The organism is Methanobacterium subterraneum, from assembly GCF_002813695.1.
In the GTDB taxonomy this organism is placed as follows: domain Archaea; phylum Methanobacteriota; class Methanobacteria; order Methanobacteriales; family Methanobacteriaceae; genus Methanobacterium; species Methanobacterium subterraneum.
The window spans coordinates 677,060-699,883 of the sequence record NZ_CP017768.1 but is presented as its reverse complement, the minus strand read 5'-3'; the positions used below and the strand labels follow the sequence as shown (position 1 = coordinate 699,883).

The following is a 22,824-nucleotide window of genomic DNA, read 5'->3' as shown; positions in this document are numbered from 1 at the left end:
GAAATACTTTTGAGTATTATGAATCAATGGATGATCTTCCTGATAAAGATAGTAACTCAATTATTCCATCTAAAGTTGAAATTATCGATGATTTAATAGTTTCCTATGAATCTGTTACCGCTCGGATCATTCTTTACTGTGTAGATGAACTTCCCTTCCCGGTGTCAGAAACCAATTTAATAAAGGTACTTCAAGGCTCTAATGCTCGTTTTGTAAGGGATAATAATCTATCCAATCTCACCAGTTACCGAATTTTAGTTAATTTTTCCCGGAAAAGATTGAAAAGATTCATAAGAACCTTGAAAAAAGAAAGATTTCTTGAATCCCGGAAGTATTCCTATTATTCAAAATTGATACTTAGTCCGCGTGGTAGAAAATTCATTTACAGTGATGATACTATAGTTACCGGATATTTTGATGAAGTGCATGGGAAAGTGAAAGTATCAGAAAATAATAATAATAATAATGATATTGTATATCAACTTAAACATAGTACTCGGGGTGAAAAAAGAGCCCATGCAGCTTATTTAATGGGTGAAAGTCGAGACCCTGCTTATATCCCCCACTTATGTGAGGCTGTTCATGACGCAAATGGTAATGTAAGAAGACTTTCTGCTTCTGCACTGGGGAAAATTAAGAATCCCAATGGTTTGGATGCATTAATTTCTTTATTGGATGATGATAAACACCAGGTCCGGCAATATGCAGCTAAATCTTTAGGAATGATTGGCGATGTTAGGGCTTTACCCTACCTTTTAAAAACCAGCCAGGATCCTGTTTATTACGTCAAGGATTCCGCCCAAAATGCCATTAAAAAAATAAGAGAAAAATTAACTTCAAATATTTAAATAAAATTCAAAAATAATACTGATATTTCCTCACTAAGCTCTCTCCAACATCAATAATATCTGTTACCACCTCCCAGAGCGATCTTTAAATCTAAACTAATAAATCGGTTTTAATACCCTGGAAAAATGAAATTTTTATTAATAACTTCAACCCTTAACCATAATAATATAATCTAAAGGAGAGCTAAATGCCACTTCAATGTCCAGAATGTAAGGAAAAACTCGAAAAAGGGTTAATCACCTGCCCGGAGTGTGGTCGAAGGGGTGTTTTTGTTAAAGATCAAAACGTGGACACCTATTCTGCTCTTTTAGAAAACTTCCCTTCCTGGATGACTCCCCGCCCCCAGCAGGAAACCATCCTCCAGAAAATAGCCCAGGGACTGGAAGATGGCTACCATTACATCCTCCTGGATGCCGGTACCGGGATAGGTAAATCAGCCATTGCCGTGACATTAGCCAATTACTTCTCCTCCGCATACCTGGTGACCATCACCAAACAGCTCCAGGACCAGTACCATAATGACTTCAAATTCCAGGTTTTAAAGGGCAGGAATAACTTTAACTGCATGGATGGCATGATATTCAAGGACACCACCTGTGATGATGGTCTCTGCCAGACCGCAGATCTTGTCTGTGACCATGGTATCAGCAGTAAAGGAGAATTAATCTGCTTCAGTGACATGCGGGGCCAACGATGGTACTTCAATAGCGAAGACCCCTGCCATTACTGGCTGCAGAAGGGCAGATCAGTTCGATCCTCCATCACCTTAATGAATTACTCCTCCTTTTTCCCGGAAATGAATTACATGGACCACTTCGGGGAAAGGGTGCTGGCGGTCTTTGACGAGGTACATAACATGGAAAACCAGGTCATGGACCAGTTAAGCCTGGAACTATCCAATAAAATCTTGAAGAAGGATTTTGAGGAATACTTGGAAAAATTAAGGGAGATAGATGAACTGGATACCATACCCCAGTTAAGTGAGGAGGCCTTCACTGAGGACGTGGATTTCTGGAGGAAACATATCGTCAAATATAATGATGCCTACAAATCCATACTCAAAGTACCTGACGTACCATTAAAAAAGCGTAAATCTGTCCACCGGGCTATTAACCGGTTATCAATGGTGGAAAGTGAACTGGATGATCATCCCACGGAGTGGGTGATTGAAGCCAACCAGAAAGCAAAATCAGTTACCTTCAAACCAGTAGAGGTCAGCCGCTTTGTGCAAAGGTACCTACTAGGCCATACTGATTACTGTCTCCTGATGAGTGCCACCATCCTCAGTAAGGAGCACTTCTGTAAATGGCACGGTATCAACCCAGATGATGCCCTGTACATCCAGGTTAAAAGCCCTTTTAAAATTGAAAATAGGCCTATCTATCTTGAAACCACTGGTAGAATGTCCAGTAAATATATTGACCAAACCAAATCCCGCTCCATTCCCATCCTTAAAAAGATCCTGGATAAACACCCTGAAGATAAGGGTTTGATCCATACCCATAGTCATAAGTTAGCCACCTACATCAGTGAAAACCTCCAGGATCCACGGGTAATCATTTACAGTCCCCAACGTAATTTTAAAAGAAGCCCTAGAAGAGAGGTGGTCATCAGAAAATTCGTAGAATCCGAGGAACCACTGGTACTGGTGGCTCCCAGTGTGGATGAAGGGGTTGACTTCCCGGATGATCTGTGCCGTTTCCAGGTTATCTATAAAATGCCCTTCCCCTACCTGGGTGATAAGCAGATCATGACCCGTATGAAGAGGGATGGCTACTGGTATGCCTATAAGACTGTGGCTAGTTTAGTCCAGGCTTATGGTCGTGGCATGCGTAACGAGGATGATTACTGCAACACCTATATTTTGGACCAGGATATTTACGGTGTCCTGCGCGAGAGATGGCGTAAATGTTTATATTTCATCCCTGAATATTTTGAAGAAGCTATTTTCTGAAAATATTTAGTAAATACATAAAATTAGTGAATGATTTATCTGATGAATTGAATTAAATTAATAATCAATATCTTTTTTATATATAAGAGGATTGAAAGTATGAATAACCCAGATAAACCCGTGGGAAAGGTAAGCGTAAAAATAATCATTCGAACCATTTTGTTCTTGGCCTTAATAATTGCAGTAATCTTCATATCGGCAGGTCGCCTGGATTACTGGCAGGGATGGGCTTATGTTGGGTTGAGCATTCTTTTCCTCATATTGTCCTACCTTTTACTGTCCTCAGAGTTAATCCACGAGAGATTGAAACCTGACAGTGACGTGAAAAACTGGGATAAAATATTCCAAAAGGTTTCAGTGCCCATATTCATTGCTATTTTAGTTATATCATCCCTGGACGGGGGACGTTTCAACTGGTATCCTCAGGTTCCTTTTTATGTAATCATCATCGGCATCCTGGGCTTCATCACTGGACAGATTATCTTTTTACGGGCTAAACAGGTTAACCGCTACTTTTCATCCGTGGTCCGCATCCAAACGGACCGGGGTCAAACCGTCTGCAAAGACGGTCCCTACCGCCGGGTAAGACACCCCGGATATTTAGGGAGTCTCATCTACTCGGTGGCCACCCCACTCATACTGGGCTCCTTCTGGGGTTTGATCCCAGTAATGATATCCCTGGCACTCCTTATCATCCGCACACAAATGGAAGATAAAACCCTGCAGAATGAACTGGAAGGATACACCGAGTACACCCGGGAAGTGAAATACAAAATATTACCTGGAATATGGTAGTTTCCCCATGAAATATATTAAACCCCCATGGAATGATTTAAAGAAACAATTAGACAATTCCCTGAGCCATCATTGCCTTTGCAACTTTAATAAATCCCGCAATATTAGCTCCAACCACATAGTTGCCTTCAAATCCATATTCTTTGGCCATTTTATCAATATTTCTATATATTTCAACCATGTTTCTTTTTAATCGGGAATCAACCTCATCAAATGACCAGTGCATATTTGAGCTTCTTTGTGCCATTTCTAGTACACTGGTTGTAACTCCTCCAGCATTAGCTGCTTTTCCTGGTAAGAACATTAATCCAGATTTTAAGAATAATTTAGTAGCTTCGGGAGTTGAAGGCTTATTTGCTCCTTCTGCAACATATTTAACTCCATTATCTATAAGTTTTCTTGCTGAATCTTCATCTAACTCATTTTGAGTAGCACAGGGAAGAGCTATATCACATTTTATACTCCAAAGACCATAACTACCTTCTTTATAAATGGTATCAGGAAAATCATTTAAGTATTCATAGATACATTTTCTTTCTTCTTCTTTGATATGTTTTACAAATGGAATAGATATTCCATTTTCGTCATAAATGTAACCCTTTGAGTCAGACATAGCAATAACTGTTGCTCCAAGTTGTATAGCCTTTTCCGCTGCATATATAGCCACATTTCCCGAACCAGAAACTATTATCTTTTTACCTTCCAAAAATTCTCCCCTTGCTCTTAAAGCTTCTTCTAATATATAAATAAGGCCATAACCTGTGGCTTCTCTTCTTACAAGAGATCCTCCATATTCTATCCCACTTCCAGTTAATACGCATGTATGTCTGTTTGCAATTCTATTATACTGCCCAAATAGGTACCCCACTTCTCTTAAACCCACACCAATATCCCCAGCAGGGACATCAACATCAGGCCCTATAAAATTTCTAAGTTCAGTCATGAAACTCTGGCAGAATCTCATAACCTCAGCATCGGATCTGCCTTTTGGATTGAAATCACTTCCACCCTTTGCACCGCCAATTGACATACCGGTTAGACTGTTTTTTAAAATTTGTTCTAATCCTAATAATTTAAGAATCGATAAATTAACCGTCTCATGAAAACGAAGCCCTCCCTTATAGGGGCCTAGTGCACTGTTGAACTGAACACGAAAACCTCGATTCACCTGTACTTCACCATTATCATCAACCCATGGTACCCGGAACATCACCACTCTTTCAGGTTCTAAAAATCTTTCTAAAATCTTTGCTTCCTGAAATTCAGGATGCCTTTCAAACACTACATTAAGACATCTTAAAATCTCAGTTGCAGTCTGTATGAATTCTGGTTCATAAGGATTTTTTCTCTTCAGCTCTTCTAATACATCATCTACGTATGTCATACCCTCATCTCCTAATTTTCAGATGGTAATCATCAATATTCCACCTCTAATAAAATATTAAAGGTTTCGTTAGCCAGAAAATCCATATCTTTAGGGTCTATTCTTCCTTTATTAATACCTTTTATTTTAATTTACCTTTACTAAATTCTGATACAATTTGTTAATGTATTCGGTTGGGAATAAATTACCCGTAAAAAATGCTTCAATAAATATGAGCATATCGGCTGATGTTGAGACGATACCACCATCAGAACCAAATGATGTCATCGCTTTGGATATGTGAAGGCTTGAATTATTCATTATCCAACCATAATGGCTAGTTAAGTCCCAGATAGTATCAACAACAAATTTAATATTTAGAAAAAACAATTAATTACTATGGGGGCATAAAAATGGAAGGTTTTAAACTAAATGAAATCCCGAAACTGGCTCTAGCGTTATTGATTGTTTTTATTGTAGGTGGTATTGGTAGTATAGCTACTTATCCCCAAATTCCCCTTTGGTATGTTAATGTTATTAAACCAAGCTGGGCACCACCAGGCTGGCTTTTTGGAGTGGTCTGGACTATTCTTTATATCCTGATAGGCACGTCCCTCTTCATGGTATGGAGGAAAGGCCTGGAAACTAAAGAGGCTAAAATCGCCATAGTGGTCTTTGCAGTTCAGCTGGGACTGAACCTGTTATGGTCCCTGGTATTCTTCGGACTCCATTCCATCCTGGGCGGCCTGGTGATCATAATATTGATGTGGCTAGCTATAATCGCTAATATTATCGTATTCTACCGGATTTCCAAGTGGGCTGGGCTGATTCTTTTACCCTACATTATATGGGTGACTATAGCTACCTATTTGAACTACTCTATTTACATTCTGAATTAATAGGATGCGTTTTTAACTAATTCTTTTTTTTCCGAAAAATTTTACTGAAACGCCATAATCATTGCCTGTTACATTTCCTACTACAATTTCATTCAAGTTCTCAGTCATCGAAACTGTATTTTAAAATTTAATGTCTTTTACTAAAGTGATTGTGTTAGGCTTATCACTATATTCCCCTCAGAGATTGAACTGGAAGGATCTCAGAAAGTGAACGTCTAAAGATTGCCTGGAATCAGGTAGTGCCCGGCCCCTCATTAAAAGGAAATATCACCAAAGACTAATTTGAAGATTATACCTATTATCAGGGCCATGGTGATGCTGGTGAAGGTTCCCAGGAGGTAGTACTCTGCGAAGTTCCGGTCATTTAACTCGCTGAACCGGGCAATGGACTTGGCCGCAAAGATAATGGAGATAGCGGCATACTGGTCCGTGAGAACAAAGGTGAAAACAAGGATTCTTTCAAAAACACCGATCAGGGCACCAGCCCCTTTAATACCACTGCTTTCAATGCTGGAACTGTAGGGTTTCAGGAATATTTTTATGGCAATCCCCATGATAGTTACCAGGAAGTATCCCGTAACTAAAATAAGTAGTGTTGAAAGCATTTCTTACCGCCAAACTTTATTTTTTTACACTGATTTTCTCACTATGGATTGTGAACCCCATCCAGATCAACAACAAATTTGAACCATAATCAGTTCAATAATGATTTTGAACCTAATCTGGATCAATTATTTTATGGTGTAGTTTCTTTAACTGTTTATCCAAAACACCTTCACCGTACTTGAACAGGGAATAATTACCAGCCTTTAGGGCCTTATAAATATTCCTGGTGCCGGTCTGGAATTTTTGGGAGGCCTGTTCAATGGCCTGGGGGTTTTCACCATTCTCCCGGTAGTAAAGTATAATATCAGCACGCCTATCAGTCCAGGACCACACTACATCAAATAGTAGGTTTAAGATGCACTCGGCCACTTCAAAATCATCACCCGAAGGACTTTCCATTACAATCCATCTTTTCTTCTTTTTAGCAGTGCGCAGGGCATCGGCTGAAAGATGAAATGCCTCCCCATCAATTTCCTGAACAAATTCACTCAGACTGGTGGAGATACTCCCCACACCCACCCCCAGGTAAAATGGATTACCAATCCGACCGTAAAGGGCAAAATAAAGGTCAACTAATACGTCAAGCTGATATATCATCCCCTGAAAACTGTCCCCACCAGTTATCCGGAAATCTGATATTAAATAATCCTTGAATCTGGAATTAACATAGTTTATTGCCCCTTTCAGTTTCTCCTGGGAGAGGTTCCGATCTTCCATTTTTTTGGATGATCTAAGATCACCGGTTAAAACAATGTACATGATATCCACTAAGCTCTTTATTCACCATGGATCTTTAATTCTAGTTGTGTATTAAAATTTAATATCTTTTTAACATATATAAATTTAGATTTTCTTAATATTAAACCAGTAAAAAGAGTCTTCAATCTTTTTGTTGTATTAATACAAAAATAATCATGGATGAAACTCTCAGATAAAAAAAAGGTGATGTGTAACCCGGTGTGTTTACTAAACCTCTAAATGAAAAAAGCAATAACTTGAATTATGCTAAAATTTATTAATTAAAAAAATCCAGCAGGATTATTAACCAATTAAATTTCATCATTATACTGGAGTGAAAAATGCCATACCTGGTCTGCTATAAGTGTGATGTCTACTACGAGGTGGAGACTGAAGAGGAAATAATGGAGTTAACCCACTGTGAATGTGGTGAGAAACTGATTTATTTTATGAATCTGGAGGATTCATACTCAGATGATGTGGGTGGTGAATCTTTCTATGAAGCCTTAAATGTAGCTGATGGAGTATTTGTTCATCCGGATAATGGAAAACATGGAGGTGATGGTAAACCTGATGAATATGATGACCCGGAATACGGTAAAGGCTATGATGATCATGTGGAGTTTACCAGGCTGCCACAACCTGGAACCACCATTGACCAGGAACCCAGTGCACACCACCAGCATACCATGGAAACCACAACCACTTTCACCCCGGAGAAGGCCTCACAGTACTTTGAAATCCAGGAACATGGACAACTACTGACTTACGCCGGGGTTATTCTTTTTATCCTATCATTATTCGCCATATTCAGTACCCTGAATCTCTTTTATGGCTTGTTAACCCTGGTCGGAGTATTCCTGGGAGTTTATGGTAACTCCCTCATTGAGAATGGTAAAGCTGAGGGTTCCAGCTGGCAGAATGGATTGGAAGGTGAAAACATGGTAGCTGAGTACCTTAACACCCTACCCCAGGACTACTACGTCTACCAAGATGTGAATTTACCCGGTAAGGGTGGGAACATCGACCACATTGTAATTGGCCCCACCGGTATCTTTGTTATTGAAACCAAGAACTATTCTGGAAAGTACCGTATAAAAGGTAACCAGTGGTTATACTACAAAAATGGTGCTCCCATGGTGATTGATAATAACCCCGGTACCCAGGTTCGTAAGAACACCCTGGATCTCATTAACTTTCTCCAGGATAAGGGGATCTCCACCAATAGTTCGTGGATTACGGGCCTGGTGGCCTTCATCTGCCAGGATTTCCAGGTACTGGAAACTCCCAGGAATTATAAGGTTCTCATACCCCAGACAGTCCCCGAGTACATAATGAATGGTAAAAAAGAAACCAACATGGATTTACTGAGAAGAGCAGCCCTGGAACTGGAACCATACTGTGTGTAGCTTTACCTTAACGCCATAACCATGTAAAAAAAGGAAAATGTGTGAGGAGGTTTATCTCCTTGATGGCAACAGTAGTCCGCCAATCACCACTAATATTCCCCGGAGGATAGGTGAAGGTTCTACCTGTTTCCGGCATTCTGATAGTTTTTGCTTCCACCATGTTCTGCGCGATGACTGTGATGGCTGATACGCCCTGGGTATTTATATTATAGGTGTTTTGAATTTATAGATACAGTGAAAACATACGAACCAGCACGGGTAAACCAGCCAGTGATGTGCAGGTAAAATTAAACTTAAAATTACGTTGATAATAAATGAAATTCATCAGACAAATTTAAAAAAAATATGAAAGATTTATCCTAAAAGTTACTTTTTGTTCTAAAAATTACCCAAGTTCTAAAAATTACTCAAAAGCCCACCTAGATCAGTGCGGTCTTCTGCGGATCTTTGACCGGAATACTTAAAGAGGGTTTTGGATAGGGAGTAAACATTCATGGACTGTATCCATACCTTTCCATTTCCAGTTAATTTAGCAAAGAATATTCCTTCACCACCAAACATGATATTTTTAAGCCCCTTCTGGTCCAGGCCACCGATGAATTCTATGTTGTAATCAATTGAATCCTCAAAGGCCACCAGGCAACCGGTATCCACGTGTAGAGTTCCTCCATAGTCAGCAGGGTTTAGCTCTAAGAAATTCCCACAGGAACCTACGAACAGAGTACCCTTATCCGAGAATCTTTCCAGAATGAATCCCTGACCCCCAAAGGCACCGGCACCTAGACGTTTGGTTAAGGCAATGTCAAAGTCAATGGTACTCTCAGCTGCTAATAACCCATCAGACTGTACAAACATCTCCCTGGATCCATCCAGTTCCATGGCCAGTATCTCACCAGGAATCATCTGGGCAAAGGATGCCTTTCCATCCCCACCTAATGGTGTGAAATGGACGAAGGCCACACTCTCACCAGCCAGGGTTCTTTTACCCATATCAATGGCGGTGCCTATGGCTTTATCCAGGAAGCTTTTCCCTTCGTGTTTCTGGCTCCCGAATCGGGTGTCCATATCCACGTTGGAGGTTTTCCACAGGAATTTACCTGCCTCCCCGTAGACTTCATCACCAGGGGATAGTTCGGTTACAAGCATTTGCATGGCATTGCCGATTATATTGTGTTTTATCATATTTTTTCACCTGCTTAGTCTTAGGTGAATCCAGTGCATATTAATATTTTACCATAATAATTCTAAAAGGAAAAATTAAAAAGGGTGATTTAAGGTTAATGGTAAAATGAAACATATCTCAATATAAAAAAATATCAGGAATTAGAAAAGGTTACCCAATGATAGGGGAAAATGGTGGTTAATATTAGGATCAGAAAATACCAAATAAAACTAAATTTAAAAAAAATATGTAAGATCCAACAGTTACGTTTAAACTGTTGGTATAGGTTTAATTCTAAGGTTGTGACGCTTAACTACCGGCTATCACTTTTGCAGAGCTACTATGAGCAGTAGGTTGACCTACCCATGCTTGGCCAGAGTAGTCAGCATCAACCCAGCCATTACCATTCCAGACCTCTACAGATCGGTGGTTGGATGAGTATCTGTTTGAGTACTGAACAATCCGAGCTCTTTGACCGGAGGAAGTAAGTTGACTGTACATTGCATTACTAACATCCCAACAATCACCACTGTAACCCTTGCTACTGTAAGTTCGAACAGCTGTTGCATAGGTTTTCTTGGAATATGTTGGACTTGTTGAGCTGCTTGAGGTTTCTTTACTGGCAGTACTGGTATCTTCACCAGATGCAGCCTGAACATCAGCTACTTGTTTGTCCCAGGTTTCCATAGCCTTTTCTGTGTCCTTACCCACAACTCCGTCAACTAATAATCCGGCTTCTGTCTGGAAATCCCTGACAGCTTTATCAGTGCTGGCACCGAATTCACCATCAATGTCTCCAGAGTAATATCCGTAATCAGTTAACCATTGCTGGATTTTTTTAACCTGGTCACCAGAGGCTCCAAGTTCCATTATCTGTGATTGGTTAGTGGAATTATTAGTAGTATTGTTACCAATAATTTTAGGAGTGTTCTCTCCGAAGGGTTTATTGTTCTGAAGCACATTTTCTGTTGCTTTTACATCAGCACCAGTAACTCCAATTTGTAAACCATCGTAATTAATTCCATCATTTGAATTTGAATTTTGGCCATCTACAGCTCCCACAATAGGGACTACTGCGATAACCATGCTTATCATACATAGGATAGCATAGCTAGAATATCTATTAATTATACCGCCTCCGCGCCCGAAAAAATTAGAATTTTTTTAATGGACTTTCTTTGACTTACATTAACTGGAAACAACATCTCTTATAAAGGTATGGAATTTTACGGCAAAAAAGGGAACGTAGAGGTCCTTTTTTTAAATTTAAGACCTGATTTACAGGTATTGAATTAACTGTATAAGGTTGGGCTGCTTCCGTTGCTATTTTAAGTATATGAACTCATTTAATAGCCCATTTACCCTAAATAGGCATATTCGATTCACACATATCAGTGCAAGACCTTCCCTTACACAACCTAAAAAGGAATGAATGAGGTGTTTTACCTATAAATAACTTTGAATCAACCATTTTAATCAAAATAAGTGATGATTAAGGTTAATGGAATTTAAGAGATTATGGGGTCTTCCTTCAAAAAAGATGTTAAATTGAATTTAACGTTTTAAATTGATTTTTTTTAATGAATTTAAGCACTTATTGATTAATTATTATTTTTTTCATTCATTTAGAACTTATTCCAGAAAATCCAAAAATACATCTTTATTATTGTTTCTTCTTCAGATTTTCAACCCAACTCCCAATCCTAGTTTATATTTCACAGTTCCATAGAAACAATATCAATATCAGGGTCCAAAAGCAAAGGATTTTAGGATTATCAGAATCCCCATAAACTGAATAAATATCCTTCATCTGTAGTCCGTACCCGGGTAAATCAGAGATTAAATAAAACTGGGTAGATTACTCCTCAACAAAACCAGTAAAGATCCCAGCCAATATCAGAATATTCATTCATGGACTTATATCCCAGGTTTGCTCCTGGAACTCTTCCTGGTTAGTAATAGATCCGTTTCCATAATTCTCCCTACTTTGAATAAGTCCTGTTCACTTCATTGATATTTTTGATAAATTCCCAAAAATGATGTAATATGAAAAAATAAGTACAATTATCAACATAAAATATACTTAGAAATATCCTCTAAAAATTGATCATCACCACCATCTTCCACTTTAATTGGTTGTTTTGTGGTGTATTTTAAAATCTATGAAAGAATGGAGGATCTACAAAACTAATGGGGGGATTATTTTATGGTAGAGAAAAAGGGGATAGACACTATCTTCAATGACATGATCCAGACCATTAAGGAAAGACAGGTGGATCTGGACAATGCCATTGCCGAGTACACCGGGGGACCGGCTAAACCTGCCGCTGATATCAAGGAAACCAAGGAAGAAATAGTGGTAAAGACTGATCTACCTGGTTTCAAACGGGATGATATAAAGATCGACCTCACCGAGGACACCCTGGAGATTAGAGCTAAACACTCTGAGGAAACTGAAGAAGAAAGGGAAGAAGAGGGAACAACCTACCACCGGAAGGAAAGACGGGTAACTTCTGCTGCCCGGACGCTCATACTACCAGCCAGGGTTAAAATCAACGAAGTCACTGCCCACTTCAAAGACGGAGTCCTGACCATAACCATGCCAAAACTGGAGAAAAAGGAAACCTATGAGGTTAAAGTGGAATAATATCTACATTATTTCTCTTTTTTTTTAATTTTTTACCCCACCTTGAAACACCGGCTTAGACATTGAAAAACTTAGTTCATAAATGAATGAACTAGTATAACTAAATAAACCCAGATTCAAGTTCAACCCGAGGAACCTGTATTCTCAGTAAACCTGGTTATAACAACAATCCAGGTTAAATTTGTACTTACACTAAACCAGTATATCTGTACCATTAAATTTAGAATTATTTCTGCAGGTAAATGTAAAATTTTACCTAATTTAATGTGCTCAGTCATCAAATAACCAATTACTAATAGTGCTTTCATTAAATAAGCAAATCACTATTGGTGCTTAGTCATTACCATAACTAAATTACTGATGGTACCAACAACCTTCCTTTCCACCTGTATGGTCTTCTCTACAGCCACCTTTTCGTATTCAATAATGGATTCCTTCTTATTTTTAAGTCCGGTAAAGGATAAGATGGCCATGCCTATGCTGAGAATTGCTCCAAAGATAACCACCAGATGCAGTCCACTGGTTAAATTAGCAGCGTCTGCCCCGTAGAGTGCACTGGATTCTATGAGTTCGGCAGGTATTGCACTGTGCAGGAGTAACCCTGCATAACATACTGCAAAGACCATTCCCAGGTTCCTGGTGGTGGCCAGTATACCAGAGGCCATACCTGCATTTTCAGATGGTAACTCAGACATGAGGGCCTTGTTGGTAGGGGACTGGAAGAGTGCTGCTCCTAGCCCCAGGAGGGCCAGGCGGAAAAACACGTCCCAGGCATTTGAATCCACGGTTAACTGGGTCATTGAGAGGAGGGCTACTGTGGAGACCACTCCTCCCATGAAGGCTGGGAACCGGGATCCGAATTTATCAGCCACCATACCACTCAGGGGTGCTACAGTCATCATTATCACTGGTGAGGCAGTTAAAACCAGTCCAGTGGTGGCCTGATCAAGGTGCAATACTTTCTGAAGGTAGAATGGAACCGCAAAGAACATCATGTACATGCACATGTAGTTGAAGTGTAAGCTTAGGCTGAATGCACTAAATTTCCTGTTTTTAAATAGTTTAAGATTCAAAACCGGATTCTCAGTACGGAGTTCCTGATAGATGAAGAGTCCAAGTGTGATTAAAGCCATAACTCCGGTTATTATGGCGGTGGTGTAACTGGCCTCTTCCACCATGTTCAGTGTGTATACCGTTAAAAAAAGACAGATAAACTGGAGTACTGTTCCTGGTATGTCCCATTTTACTCTGGTTTTCTGACTGCGTTTAAGGATCATGTAGCAGAAGATGAAGTCCAGGATTCCCACTGGCAGGTTTACCAGGAAGATTGATTTCCATCCCAGGAATCCGGAGAGTATCCCTCCAATGGCTGGGCCCAGTGCCAGTCCAGCAGCGATGGCCACTGCATATATTCCCAGGGCTCTGCCTAGGTACTGGGAGGGGAATGACTTTCTAACCAGGGCCATGGATACACTGATCATCATGGCGGCTGCCAGTCCCTGCAATCCTCGGAAAAGGATCAACCATTCAATGGATGGTGATAGACTACAAAGTAGGGATGTGGTCACAAATCCGGCTAACCCTGCCAGGTACACTCTTTCCTGCCCATAAAAATCTCCGAATCGGGAGAAGAATAGGACGAATCCCAGGAGGGTGATAAGATAACTAGTTAAAACCCATTGTACTGTGGAAAGACCCACTCCAAAGTAGGTGGATATGGTGGGTAGGGATACGTTGATGATGCTGGCGTTGATGGGAACCATCATGGTTCCCAGAGATAGTGCTAGCAGGATCTGCCATTTTTTGTCAAAACCAGAAATATTACCATGACCTGGAAAGGGGATTTAAAGAATAATTTCTGGATAATCCCTTATGTCCATTTAATATTTCAGTTTTAACAGTTAAAAATAACCTGTTAACATAATTCAAAAATTGGGCTTGCGTTTTATTAGTATTAGAAATAAATTTTCTGGTTAATTTCAATTAAAAATACACCTTCATAACACACTATTAGTACATTAATAGATAAGTTAATAATCGCTTATAAAGGTTTCTAACCAATTCTTTAATATCGGTGGTGATTATATTATTTACACCAAAAAGGAGGAACACAATCACATACTCCATTTACAACAAAAAGGGGGAACAATTACCTCCTGAAGGCATTACATACTCCTGAAGGGATAAACTCTCTTTTCATTGTATTCCTTTTTTAACCATGCTTCCAGAATTGGTTCGGATATAAGGTAATGATTTTCTTCTAATTTCACGAGCCCAGTGTCCTGTAATTTGCTGAGGGGTTTACTCAGTGATCCACTGGTCACCCCCAAATTTTGGGAGATATCTTTCCTCCTCATGGGACCTTCCAGGAGTTGGGTGATTATTTTTTGTTCCTGTAAGGTTATCCTGCTCCACTGGTTTATGAGATGAATTGCCAGGTAAGGGAGGGTTCTTTGAAACTCATCCTTAACCTTCTCCTGGTCCAGCTGTACATCCCTTTCCAGTAGCTTGGCAAAGGTGTTCACATAGAAGGGTATGCCCTTGGTGCATTGGTAGAATCTTTCAAATCCGGATTCATCAAAAATCAGGGATGGAGATTTATCTTTCAGGTAGTTTTTCACGGTAGATTTGCTGAAGGGGTGTACTTCCACATTTAACATCCTCCCCCCAAATGCCCCATCAGCTCCGGCAATTTTACTTATAATTAAATCAGAGGAGGTTAATGACCCTGAAAACACGTAGGTGACATTTTTCTGGCTCTGTATCACGCTTCGGAGGTACCATAAAAAAGTTTCCAGCCGGTCACCCAGATCTTTGAGCACCTGGAACTCATCTATAACTAGGATGGTACCTTTAACTTGATCCTGGTGTTCCTGATATATCACCTGGGGTAAGTCCATCACAAAGCTGGATAGTTTTTTATAATTATTCACAGATCTGGGGATAGGTACTGGTATTCCCCCGGCATCCAGTATATCTCCTAAACTGAAATCTTTGGTCCTGAAATATTTACTTAACTTCTTAAAAGTGGAAAAAAACTTTTTATCCTGGTACTCTTCCATGAAACTTTCATAGAGGTGTTCCATTATACCAGTTTCAGTCAGCTTACCCATCTGGTAACTGGATGTGGCGGATAGATCAATGTAACAGGTGAAGTAATCATCTTTCAATTCTTTAATTATTTTTTTCAACAGGACTGTCTTTCCAATCCCCCTTATACCGGTAACCATGATTGTTGGACTAGATCCACTAGCTGTGGATTCAAGTACGGCTTTCAATACTACGATTTCCTGCTCCCGGTTGTAAAACTGTTCATCGGTTAGTTCAGCATCAGTTCCCCATGCCATATCTTCCATTTTTACCACCCTAATTTTTGTAATGCTTTTTGCAATACAAATACTTTGTATTGTATTTTACAATACATATTGTGAATTACAATATTAATCATTGTTATTCCCTTTTACAATATATAATGTTTATTACAATACAAATATAGTATGATTATAATTATAATTAATAATCAAATAAACTAATAAGATAATATGGAATCAAAAATATCACCATCAGGGGAATTGGAAATCCTGGGAAAGGGACAGTTACTTCCCCACCTCCAAACCAGCATATCCCAGGCAACTGAAAGTATATGTATAGTTGGACCCTGGCTTGATGCTTATTTTGTAGGTAAAGTCATTGATTCAATTAGTTATCCAGAAATAGAAGTTCACTTTATTGTCCGTATAGATGATGAGGGTATCATTGATTCTAAGACCCTTTCTGCACTTAATTTAGCCCGCAAAAACATGCCCAATTACCATGCCAGATCCCTCCTGAACCTTCACTCCAAGGTTATCCTCATTGATAAAGACCTATTCTATCTGGGGAGTACCAACTGGTACTGGTATAGTCTTCACGAATCACTGGAGCTAACTGTGACTGGTAAATCACTAGTTCTACCTGAATTAATATCAAAAATAGAAAGTTACTGGAATATGGCCCAACCACTGAGGAGTGCAGATATGAAAGGATTCCATGACCTGGATCCCATCACTGCATATTATCCACGGTAAGGAAATCCCATTAATTAAGGCTATTAAGTTCCTAAGATAAGGAAAAAACATTAAATCCTTAAAAAATTGAGAGGGAAATGTAGAGGGTTGAGAAGGGGTTTGTACTATGAAATATGGTACCGGCAAAGCATATTTTGTAAGATATAGTGGTTAACCCCTGCTCGTATGTGATTTGTTTTGGATTATACTAATAATTATGCATTTTCCGAACTGTTCAGTTATATTCCCGAACTGTTCGGTGTATTTAAATTAAGGTAGTTACGATAAAAAACCTGATCACCTGATAACTCCCCCCTCCAATAATTAAACATTCCCCATACAAGGCCTATAAAATTAATTACTTATTATTAATTTAAGTTAACGGGGTTTAATAAGGTAGTAGGGGTTCCTGTAACTAAAAAATAGCATTTGTGGGTAACTAGGACATTAATTAGAATCTTATGTAGATTAAAAAAAATTAAATAGGGATTTTAATCCCTTATTGGTTTTTAATGGATTGAACTATTGGTTTCTCATGGATTGAATCATTATTGTGTTTTCTGGATGCTGATGAATCCACCTGCAACCATGAAAAGAGCCATAATAATACCAGCCATGGGTATTCCTGTGTTTTGCATTCCAATGGTGTTTCCAGAGAACCTGGTTGTGGTTGCAGCGCTGGCGGTATTATTGGGATTAGGGTTGGGGTCTGGGTTTGGATTAAATCTTGGTCCCTGAACACTGTAGAGATAATAGGTTTGTCCCATAACCAGTCCTAAGTACAGATCACCATTGCTGGCAATGGCTGCAGAGGTGGTTGGTTCTACTTCTAATGACCATTTTACGGTTCCGTCAGGGTTTAATGCATAGAAAGTGCCTACGGCAGCACCATCACCGAAGTATATGGTTCCATCATCACCAATCACTGCTTCAATACCCACAGCGTGGGGAGTGGTAAAACTCCATTTAAAGGTTCCATCTGGATTAATGGCATACAGGATACCCGGATACTGATCATCATCTTTGAATAAACCTCCCACGTATATGGTTGGTTCCATATTTTGCTACTGAAGGAGCTGTTATAAAATCAGTGCCAACACCTTTTTCAGTTGCATATTCCCATTTTTGTGTCCCGTTAGGATTTATTGCGTATAATTTCCCATCTCTAGCTGCTAAGTAGATAGTTCCGTCACTGGCAACTGCTGGATGTGATTTTACATATCCATTAATAAGATAATTCCAGATAAGTCCGCCATTCTGGTCCAATGCACATAGATGAGCGTCCTACTACTTGAATAATGATAATTATATACAAAGTAGATAGTTCCATCGGGAGCTATGGCTGGAGATGGCACATCACTACCATACTGTCCTTCGGAAACAGCGTATTCCCATTTCTTAGTGCCGTCAGGATTTATCGCGTTTAATTTAGCAATCCATCCAGACTCGTAATACTGGCTGCTTAAATAAATGGTTCCATCAGCCCCTACAGCTGGAAATCCAGTTGGAAAAACTGTAAATCCTTCGTTGTCGTTGAGGAAATATTTCCATTTAACGGTTCCATCAGGATTTAAAGCATATAAAAAACCGTATTTCATGCTATAATCCTTGAAATGTCCATTAATGTATATGGTTCCATCCTGGGCTATGGCTGGTGATCCTATAAAATCACTGTAATAGTACTCATAAAGGATTCCATCGAAGATGGTGTAGTTCCATTTTTTAGTACCATCCGGATTCAGGGCGTATAGATTAGCCAGGTCATTGGTACCATTATTGAATCTTGTTGCTAGGTATAGGGTACCATCGGGTCCTATAGATGGTGCGTACATTATTTGGCTGTTGGAATCTCCAGTGGTATAGTTCCATTTGGTGCTGTTGTTTTGAGGGCCAACATACTGGGACTGTCCAGTGTTCTGGTTGTCATTCATGGCTTTGGGATACTGACTGTCAGCCAGTGCATCTGATGAATCAGCCATAACCGGGCTAATTGATATAATAATCAGTGCAATCAAAGCCAGAAGAAGCGTTAAGTGTTTGAATTTGTGTAATTTTGTGATCAACTATTTTTCACCTCCTTTTACAATGGTAAGAGTTTTTTTTGTCCGGTTTTATCATTGCAAATAATTGTAAAACTTTAGGCGATTGAAAGATTGAAGATTGCATAGATGTCAATTTGTTTTTTCTACGGACAATGTCAAACTGCAAGTATAATATTGTTGTATGATCATAAAATCATTTATCTTATTGTTCAGTGATTAATCACCCCCAATTTTTCCCCAATCCACAAACTATTATTATTAATTAAACTATAATTATTATTATAGTAGCCCAAAAATTATTTTATTGAAACCTTGTTTAAGAATGGATACAGCAATAATTAAACTGGATACACCAATAAATTAAACCTATTTTTTAAGGTTAGATGGTAAGTATAAATCATTTCATTGTTAAATAAAATTCAAAGAAGTAGGATTTGGAGTAATTAAGAAATTTAAAATTATTTAATGATAAGCGAGGGATCTAGTTATGAGCCAGTGGAAAGAAGTTAAAAGGGATGAAGAGGAAGTTGAAAAACCAACCTTCTGGGAACCAGCAGCCCTGGGAGAAACATTAGAGGGTAAATACATTGACTTGGAAGAGGATGTAGGTCAGTACAAGAGCAAGCTTTACACCGTCAGAACCAGTGAAGGAGAAGTCAAGGTCTGGGGTTCCACAGTCCTGGATGAGTTAATGAGAAAGGTGGACCTGGGAAATGAGGTCCGTATAACCTTCAATGGTAAACAACCCTCCAAAAGTGGTAAAAATCCCTGGAAGGATTTTAAAGTGGAATACCGGGAAAAAGTAGATTAAAAAAAAAGTTTAATTGCAATATTTATTTTTTTCCCCAATTTAATAATTAAATTTTAAATTAGTAACCCATATTTTATTAAAATTATTTTATTAACATTAAAAACCTTAAATGATTAACATGACCAGTAAAGTATTCACCATTGGCCACAGCAATCACCCATTCAGCCGTTTCATTGAGTTAATCCAGAAACAGGGGGTCCAGATGGTGGTGGATGTTCGCACCCGGCCCTACAGTAAATTCACGCCTTACTACAGTAAAAAGCCATTGGAAGAAGGACTGAAAGAATACCACTTGGAGTACGTTTATCTGGGGAAAAAGATGGGTGGCAAACCCGATGATCCCCGATTCTACCATGATGGGGAACTCCTCTACCACCTCATAGAGGATGATGCTAAGTACCAGGAAGGACTAAAACAGTTACTGGAGCTAGCCGGGGATAATCAAGTGGTTGTAATGTGCAGTGAGGAAGATCCCTTCCACTGTCACCGCCATCACCTCATCTGTCAATCACTCTTAAAACATGGGTTCAGTATCACCCATATAAGGGGTAATGGTGATCTGGAGAAGGTTAGAAGTGATTATCAGGCCCGGTTATTTTAATAAAGGAAGAATATTAATTAAAGAATAACCAGATTTTGTTTCTAGAAATAATTACATATTAGTATAGATATAACCAGATTTAAATGCTTAAAAACGTCCTTGAAACCCTGGAGAAAAACCGGATCTTCCGCCGGAAAGTGGAGCACATTGAAACCCTCAATCCACGGAAGGCAGAGTATGGGGAAGTGGAAGATCTCCCTGAACCCATCCAGAAATACTTGGCAGATAGCCGCATCAGGCTTTACCAGCACCAGGTCCTGGCCACCCAGCGTATCCGGGAGGGGGAGAATGTCTTAATCACCACTCCCACTGCCTCTGGTAAGACTCTGGCCTTTAACCTGGCCATAATAGAAGCACTCTCCAGGGATGAAGAGGCCACCGCCCTATACATTTACCCGGCCAAGGCCCTGGCCAATGACCAGTTAAGTGTCCTGAAACACTTGGAATCCTCGTGCACTATTGATTTTAAACCCAACATCTATGATGGGGACACACCCCGGGATATCAGACCCTGGATCAAGGAAAACTCCCGTTTAATTCTAACCAATCCCTACATGTTACACCTCATCCTGGGATGGCACCATCAATGGGCTCGTTTCTATCGCAACCTCAAGTACGTGGTGATTGATGAGGCCCACCATTACCGGGGAGTTTTTGGATCCAACGTGGCCTTCCTCATCCGCCGTTTAAGGAGAATATGCAACCATTACGGTAGCTACCCCCAGTTCATCCTCTCATCAGCCACCCTGGCCAACCCGGATGAGTTCAGCCGTAACCTGGTGGGTATGGATTTTCAGGAAGTTAACCAGGACACTTCTCCCAGTGGAAAGAAGCATTTCATACTCTACAACCCCTTTGCCAAGTGGGGAGATCTTTCCACTCACCAGGAGACCAGTAACCTGTTCCAACTGATGGTTCTAAATGATATGCAAACACTGTGTTTCACCATCAGCCGGAAAATGGCCGAACTCATTGCCATGTGGGCGAAAAAGGAATTAAACCAGCATAACCCCGAGTTAGTTGATCGTATAACCGCTTACAGGTCGGGTTATCTGGCCAGTGAAAGGAGGAAGATCGAAACTGGTCTTAAAACCGGTAAACTGGTGGGTGTGACCTGTACCAATGCCCTGGAGTTAGGGGTGGATATTGGTAGTCTGGACGGGGTTATCATCAGTGGTTACCCTGGTACTATGATCAGTACCTGGCAGCAGGCTGGAAGGGCAGGTCGGGGTGAAAACGAATCATTAATTATAATGGTGGCCTTTGAAAACGCCCTGGATCAGTACCTGATGAAGCACCCTGAATTTTTATTCCACAAATCACATGAAAACGCAGTTATCGACCTGCACAATAAGAAAATCACCAATGGTCACCTTTTATGTGCAACCAAGGAGTTACCCTTAACTTTGGATGACTTCCAACGATACTTTGATGCTGATTTTGACTCATTGGAAGGATTACGTCAGGAGGGACTCCTTAAAGAAACTGATAATGGATTGACCTACGTGGGACGTAAGGATCCGGCTTTCAGTATCAGCCTGGACCAGATATCCAGTGATCACTTCAAGGTATTCCATGATAAACGTTTAATGGAGACCATGGACCGGCAGCATGCCTACAGTGAAGCCCATGAAGGAGCTGTCCTGATAAATCAGGGTGAAACCTATATTGTGGACTCATTCAACCTCCCCCAGAGGTCTATTAATGTGAAGAAGATGGATGTGGATTACCATACCCAGGCCCTTAAAAACGTGGATGTTTCCATTGTCAAGGAACTTGATAAGAGAAAAATAGGTAACTTCGAGGTCTATTTTGGTGAGGTTAAGGTTACCCAGGATTTCTATAAGTACAAGACCATGATCTACGGTAAAACTCTGTCCACCCATAACCTTGAATTACCACCACTTAAGTACCATACCCGTGGATTGTGGTTCACCATCCCCGGAATGGTGGCTGACAGTCTGGAGAACATTTTCACCAAGAAGGATGCCTATGCCGGGAGTCTGCACGGTGCTGAACACGCACTTATATCCATGTTCCCCTTACTGGTGCTATGTGACCGCTTCGATATAGGTGGTTTGTCCACCAACTACCATCCCGAAACTGGTAAAGCCACCATTTTTATCTATGATGCCTATGAGGGGGGTATTGGATTATCAGAGAAGGCAGTGGAGGTTATGGAGAAGCTGGTGGAGGTCACCCGGGACATGGTTAAAAGCTGCCAGTGCAGTAAAGGCTGTCCTACCTGTATTTACTCCCCTAAGTGTGGTAATGATAACAAACCATTACACAAGAATGGTACCATCTTCCTTCTGGATGCTATTTTGAAGATGATTAAGTGTGAAAAGATGGATCTGCCCACTGAATCCATCCTGGAACATCCCCCACATATTACTGGTCCGGTTAAAACCCAGGCTATCGGTGGTGAAGGTTACCAGGAATTTGAAAATCCCCGTAATCTCACTAAGAAGGGTGAATCTTTCTACTTCAACGGTAACCACCAGGAAGCCCTGAAATGTTTCCAGAAGGTCATTGAGATGGATGAGAATAATCTCACTGCCTGGAAGTATAGGGGGATGATACTTGAACATCAGGATGATCACCAGGGAGCAATAGAATCCTTTAAGAAGGCCCTTGAAATCCATAAAGAAGATGATGAAACCTTCTATTACCTGGCAGTTTCTCATTACAATAACGGTGACTTAGATGAGTGTAAAAATACTTCCAAAAAACTCATAAAAAGAAGGAAAGACTGGGATGATGCCTGGTGTATCCTGGCCATGTCCCTCCAAGCATTAGGGGATGAAGAAGAAGCAGTTAAAGCATACCAAAAGGCGTTAAGCATCAATCCCTTGAATGAGGATGCTGCAGATAATTTGAATGAACTTTTAGATTGATTAAA

Annotated in this window: 20 protein-coding genes; 10 read left to right on the top strand and 10 right to left on the bottom strand. The window is 40.0% G+C overall.

The annotated features are described in order from the left end of the window. The first annotated feature begins 26 nt into the window (after nt 1-26). The 3 genes from BK009_RS03330 (at nt 27) to BK009_RS03320 (ending at nt 3,598) form a co-directional block, all read left to right on the top strand. Nucleotides 27-848: a HEAT repeat domain-containing protein gene (locus BK009_RS03330; RefSeq protein WP_100909028.1), complete on the top strand. Its 822-nt coding sequence runs from the start codon at nt 27-29 to the stop codon at nt 846-848. 188 nt (nt 849-1,036) lie between these two features. Further along, entirely contained in the window at nt 1,037-2,803 is a 1,767-nt protein-coding gene (locus BK009_RS03325) for a helicase C-terminal domain-containing protein (RefSeq protein ID WP_100909027.1), read from the top strand. Nucleotides 2,804-2,902: 99 nt separating this feature from the next. Further along, a complete protein-coding gene (locus BK009_RS03320) occupies nt 2,903-3,598 on the top strand; it encodes a methyltransferase family protein (protein ID WP_100909026.1) in 696 nt (231 codons plus the stop codon). A 49-nt stretch (nt 3,599-3,647) separates the two neighbouring features. Here the strand turns inward: BK009_RS03320 and gdhA are convergent, their stop codons facing one another. Beyond that, a complete protein-coding gene (gene gdhA, locus BK009_RS03315; protein ID WP_100909025.1) occupies nt 3,648-4,982 on the bottom strand; it encodes an NADP-specific glutamate dehydrogenase in 1,335 nt (444 codons plus the stop codon). Between the two features lie 392 nt (nt 4,983-5,374). On the opposite strand from gdhA, the gene BK009_RS03305 reads away from it, so the two are divergent. Further along, nucleotides 5,375-5,860, top strand: coding sequence for a TspO/MBR family protein (locus tag BK009_RS03305; RefSeq protein WP_100906327.1), 486 nt, complete (start codon nt 5,375-5,377; stop codon nt 5,858-5,860). Nucleotides 5,861-6,114: 254 nt separating this feature from the next. On the opposite strand, the gene BK009_RS03300 is transcribed toward BK009_RS03305, so the two are convergent. Next, nucleotides 6,115-6,465 carry a hypothetical protein gene (locus tag BK009_RS03300; RefSeq protein WP_100909024.1) on the bottom strand — a complete coding sequence of 117 codons (351 nt, stop codon included), beginning with the start codon at nt 6,463-6,465 and terminating at the stop codon, nt 6,115-6,117. A gap of 112 nt (nt 6,466-6,577) precedes the next feature. Then, nucleotides 6,578-7,225: a SatD family protein gene (locus BK009_RS03295; protein ID WP_100909023.1), complete on the bottom strand. Its 648-nt coding sequence runs from the start codon at nt 7,223-7,225 to the stop codon at nt 6,578-6,580. A gap of 320 nt (nt 7,226-7,545) precedes the next feature. Between BK009_RS03295 and BK009_RS03290 the strand changes: the two genes are divergently transcribed. Then, nucleotides 7,546-8,613 carry a nuclease-related domain-containing protein gene (locus BK009_RS03290; protein ID WP_100909022.1) on the top strand — a complete coding sequence of 356 codons (1,068 nt, stop codon included), beginning with the start codon at nt 7,546-7,548 and terminating at the stop codon, nt 8,611-8,613. 396 nt (nt 8,614-9,009) lie between these two features. Here the strand turns inward: BK009_RS03290 and BK009_RS03285 are convergent, their stop codons facing one another. After that, nucleotides 9,010-9,795 carry an AIM24 family protein gene (locus tag BK009_RS03285; RefSeq protein ID WP_100907762.1) on the bottom strand — a complete coding sequence of 262 codons (786 nt, stop codon included), beginning with the start codon at nt 9,793-9,795 and terminating at the stop codon, nt 9,010-9,012. A 289-nt stretch (nt 9,796-10,084) separates the two neighbouring features. Continuing rightward, nucleotides 10,085-10,861: a peptidoglycan-binding protein gene (locus BK009_RS03280; RefSeq protein ID WP_236951022.1), complete on the bottom strand. Its 777-nt coding sequence runs from the start codon at nt 10,859-10,861 to the stop codon at nt 10,085-10,087. Between the two features lie 1,120 nt (nt 10,862-11,981). Here BK009_RS03280 and BK009_RS03275 point away from each other — a divergent pair. After that, a complete protein-coding gene (locus tag BK009_RS03275) occupies nt 11,982-12,422 on the top strand; it encodes an Hsp20/alpha crystallin family protein (protein WP_100907760.1) in 441 nt (146 codons plus the stop codon). 323 nt (nt 12,423-12,745) lie between these two features. Here the strand turns inward: BK009_RS03275 and BK009_RS03265 are convergent, their stop codons facing one another. Next, nucleotides 12,746-14,212: an MFS transporter gene (locus BK009_RS03265; protein ID WP_257790626.1), complete on the bottom strand. Its 1,467-nt coding sequence runs from the start codon at nt 14,210-14,212 to the stop codon at nt 12,746-12,748. A 375-nt stretch (nt 14,213-14,587) separates the two neighbouring features. Further along, entirely contained in the window at nt 14,588-15,778 is a 1,191-nt protein-coding gene (locus BK009_RS03260; protein WP_100909019.1) for an AAA family ATPase, read from the bottom strand. 186 nt (nt 15,779-15,964) lie between these two features. Between BK009_RS03260 and BK009_RS03255 the strand changes: the two genes are divergently transcribed. Next, on the top strand, nt 15,965-16,489 hold the full coding sequence (locus tag BK009_RS03255; protein WP_100907756.1) for a phospholipase D-like domain-containing protein: 525 nt from the start codon (nt 15,965-15,967) through the stop codon (nt 16,487-16,489). A gap of 527 nt (nt 16,490-17,016) precedes the next feature. Here BK009_RS03255 and BK009_RS03250 read toward each other — a convergent pair. Genes BK009_RS03250 through BK009_RS12335 form a run of 3 tightly spaced genes read right to left on the bottom strand, consistent with a single transcriptional unit; the run spans nt 17,017 to nt 18,531 of the window. After that, complete coding sequence (locus BK009_RS03250; RefSeq protein ID WP_100909018.1) at nt 17,017-17,526, bottom strand: PQQ-binding-like beta-propeller repeat protein; 510 nt, start codon at nt 17,524-17,526, stop codon at nt 17,017-17,019. Further along, nucleotides 17,486-17,734 carry a PQQ-binding-like beta-propeller repeat protein gene (locus tag BK009_RS12855; protein WP_100909017.1) on the bottom strand — a complete coding sequence of 83 codons (249 nt, stop codon included), beginning with the start codon at nt 17,732-17,734 and terminating at the stop codon, nt 17,486-17,488. The genes BK009_RS03250 and BK009_RS12855 overlap by 41 nt, the downstream gene beginning before the upstream one ends. Further along, nucleotides 17,683-18,531: a PQQ-binding-like beta-propeller repeat protein gene (locus BK009_RS12335; protein ID WP_157809689.1), complete on the bottom strand. Its 849-nt coding sequence runs from the start codon at nt 18,529-18,531 to the stop codon at nt 17,683-17,685. Before BK009_RS12335 ends, BK009_RS12855 begins: the two co-directional genes overlap by 52 nt. Nucleotides 18,532-18,997: 466 nt before the next feature. Here BK009_RS12335 and BK009_RS03240 point away from each other — a divergent pair, with 466 nt between their 5' ends. From BK009_RS03240 to BK009_RS03230, 3 genes are all read left to right on the top strand, one after another. Beyond that, a complete protein-coding gene (locus BK009_RS03240) occupies nt 18,998-19,321 on the top strand; it encodes a hypothetical protein (protein ID WP_100907754.1) in 324 nt (107 codons plus the stop codon). Nucleotides 19,322-19,439: 118 nt separating this feature from the next. Next, a complete protein-coding gene (locus BK009_RS03235; RefSeq protein WP_100907753.1) occupies nt 19,440-19,922 on the top strand; it encodes a DUF488 domain-containing protein in 483 nt (160 codons plus the stop codon). An 83-nt stretch (nt 19,923-20,005) separates the two neighbouring features. Further along, a complete protein-coding gene (locus tag BK009_RS03230; RefSeq protein WP_100907752.1) occupies nt 20,006-22,819 on the top strand; it encodes a DEAD/DEAH box helicase in 2,814 nt (937 codons plus the stop codon). The last annotated feature ends 5 nt before the right edge of the window (nt 22,820-22,824 follow it).

Excerpts from the sequence above, each read along its gene's own strand:
- BK009_RS03325 (WP_100909027.1), top strand. The coding sequence starts at position 1,037 with ATGCCACTTCAATGTCCAGAATGTAAGGAAAAACTCGAAAAAGGGTTA.
- gdhA (WP_100909025.1), bottom strand. The coding sequence starts at position 4,982 with ATGACATACGTAGATGATGTATTAGAAGAGCTGAAGAGAAAAAATCCT.
- BK009_RS03230 (WP_100907752.1), top strand. The coding sequence starts at position 20,006 with ATGCTTAAAAACGTCCTTGAAACCCTGGAGAAAAACCGGATCTTCCGC.
- BK009_RS03250 (WP_100909018.1), bottom strand. The coding sequence starts at position 17,526 with ATGGAACCAACCATATACGTGGGAGGTTTATTCAAAGATGATGATCAG.
- BK009_RS03240 (WP_100907754.1), top strand. The coding sequence starts at position 18,998 with ATGAGCCAGTGGAAAGAAGTTAAAAGGGATGAAGAGGAAGTTGAAAAA.
- BK009_RS03330 (WP_100909028.1), top strand. The coding sequence starts at position 27 with ATGGATGATCTTCCTGATAAAGATAGTAACTCAATTATTCCATCTAAA.
- BK009_RS03235 (WP_100907753.1), top strand. The coding sequence starts at position 19,440 with ATGACCAGTAAAGTATTCACCATTGGCCACAGCAATCACCCATTCAGC.
- BK009_RS03280 (WP_236951022.1), bottom strand. The coding sequence starts at position 10,861 with ATGGTTATCGCAGTAGTCCCTATTGTGGGAGCTGTAGATGGCCAAAAT.
- BK009_RS03255 (WP_100907756.1), top strand. The coding sequence starts at position 15,965 with ATGGAATCAAAAATATCACCATCAGGGGAATTGGAAATCCTGGGAAAG.
- BK009_RS03300 (WP_100909024.1), bottom strand. The coding sequence starts at position 6,465 with ATGCTTTCAACACTACTTATTTTAGTTACGGGATACTTCCTGGTAACT.
- BK009_RS03290 (WP_100909022.1), top strand. The coding sequence starts at position 7,546 with ATGCCATACCTGGTCTGCTATAAGTGTGATGTCTACTACGAGGTGGAG.
- BK009_RS03295 (WP_100909023.1), bottom strand. The coding sequence starts at position 7,225 with ATGTACATTGTTTTAACCGGTGATCTTAGATCATCCAAAAAAATGGAA.
- BK009_RS03305 (WP_100906327.1), top strand. The coding sequence starts at position 5,375 with ATGGAAGGTTTTAAACTAAATGAAATCCCGAAACTGGCTCTAGCGTTA.
- BK009_RS03260 (WP_100909019.1), bottom strand. The coding sequence starts at position 15,778 with ATGGAAGATATGGCATGGGGAACTGATGCTGAACTAACCGATGAACAG.
- BK009_RS03320 (WP_100909026.1), top strand. The coding sequence starts at position 2,903 with ATGAATAACCCAGATAAACCCGTGGGAAAGGTAAGCGTAAAAATAATC.
- BK009_RS03285 (WP_100907762.1), bottom strand. The coding sequence starts at position 9,795 with ATGATAAAACACAATATAATCGGCAATGCCATGCAAATGCTTGTAACC.
- BK009_RS03275 (WP_100907760.1), top strand. The coding sequence starts at position 11,982 with ATGGTAGAGAAAAAGGGGATAGACACTATCTTCAATGACATGATCCAG.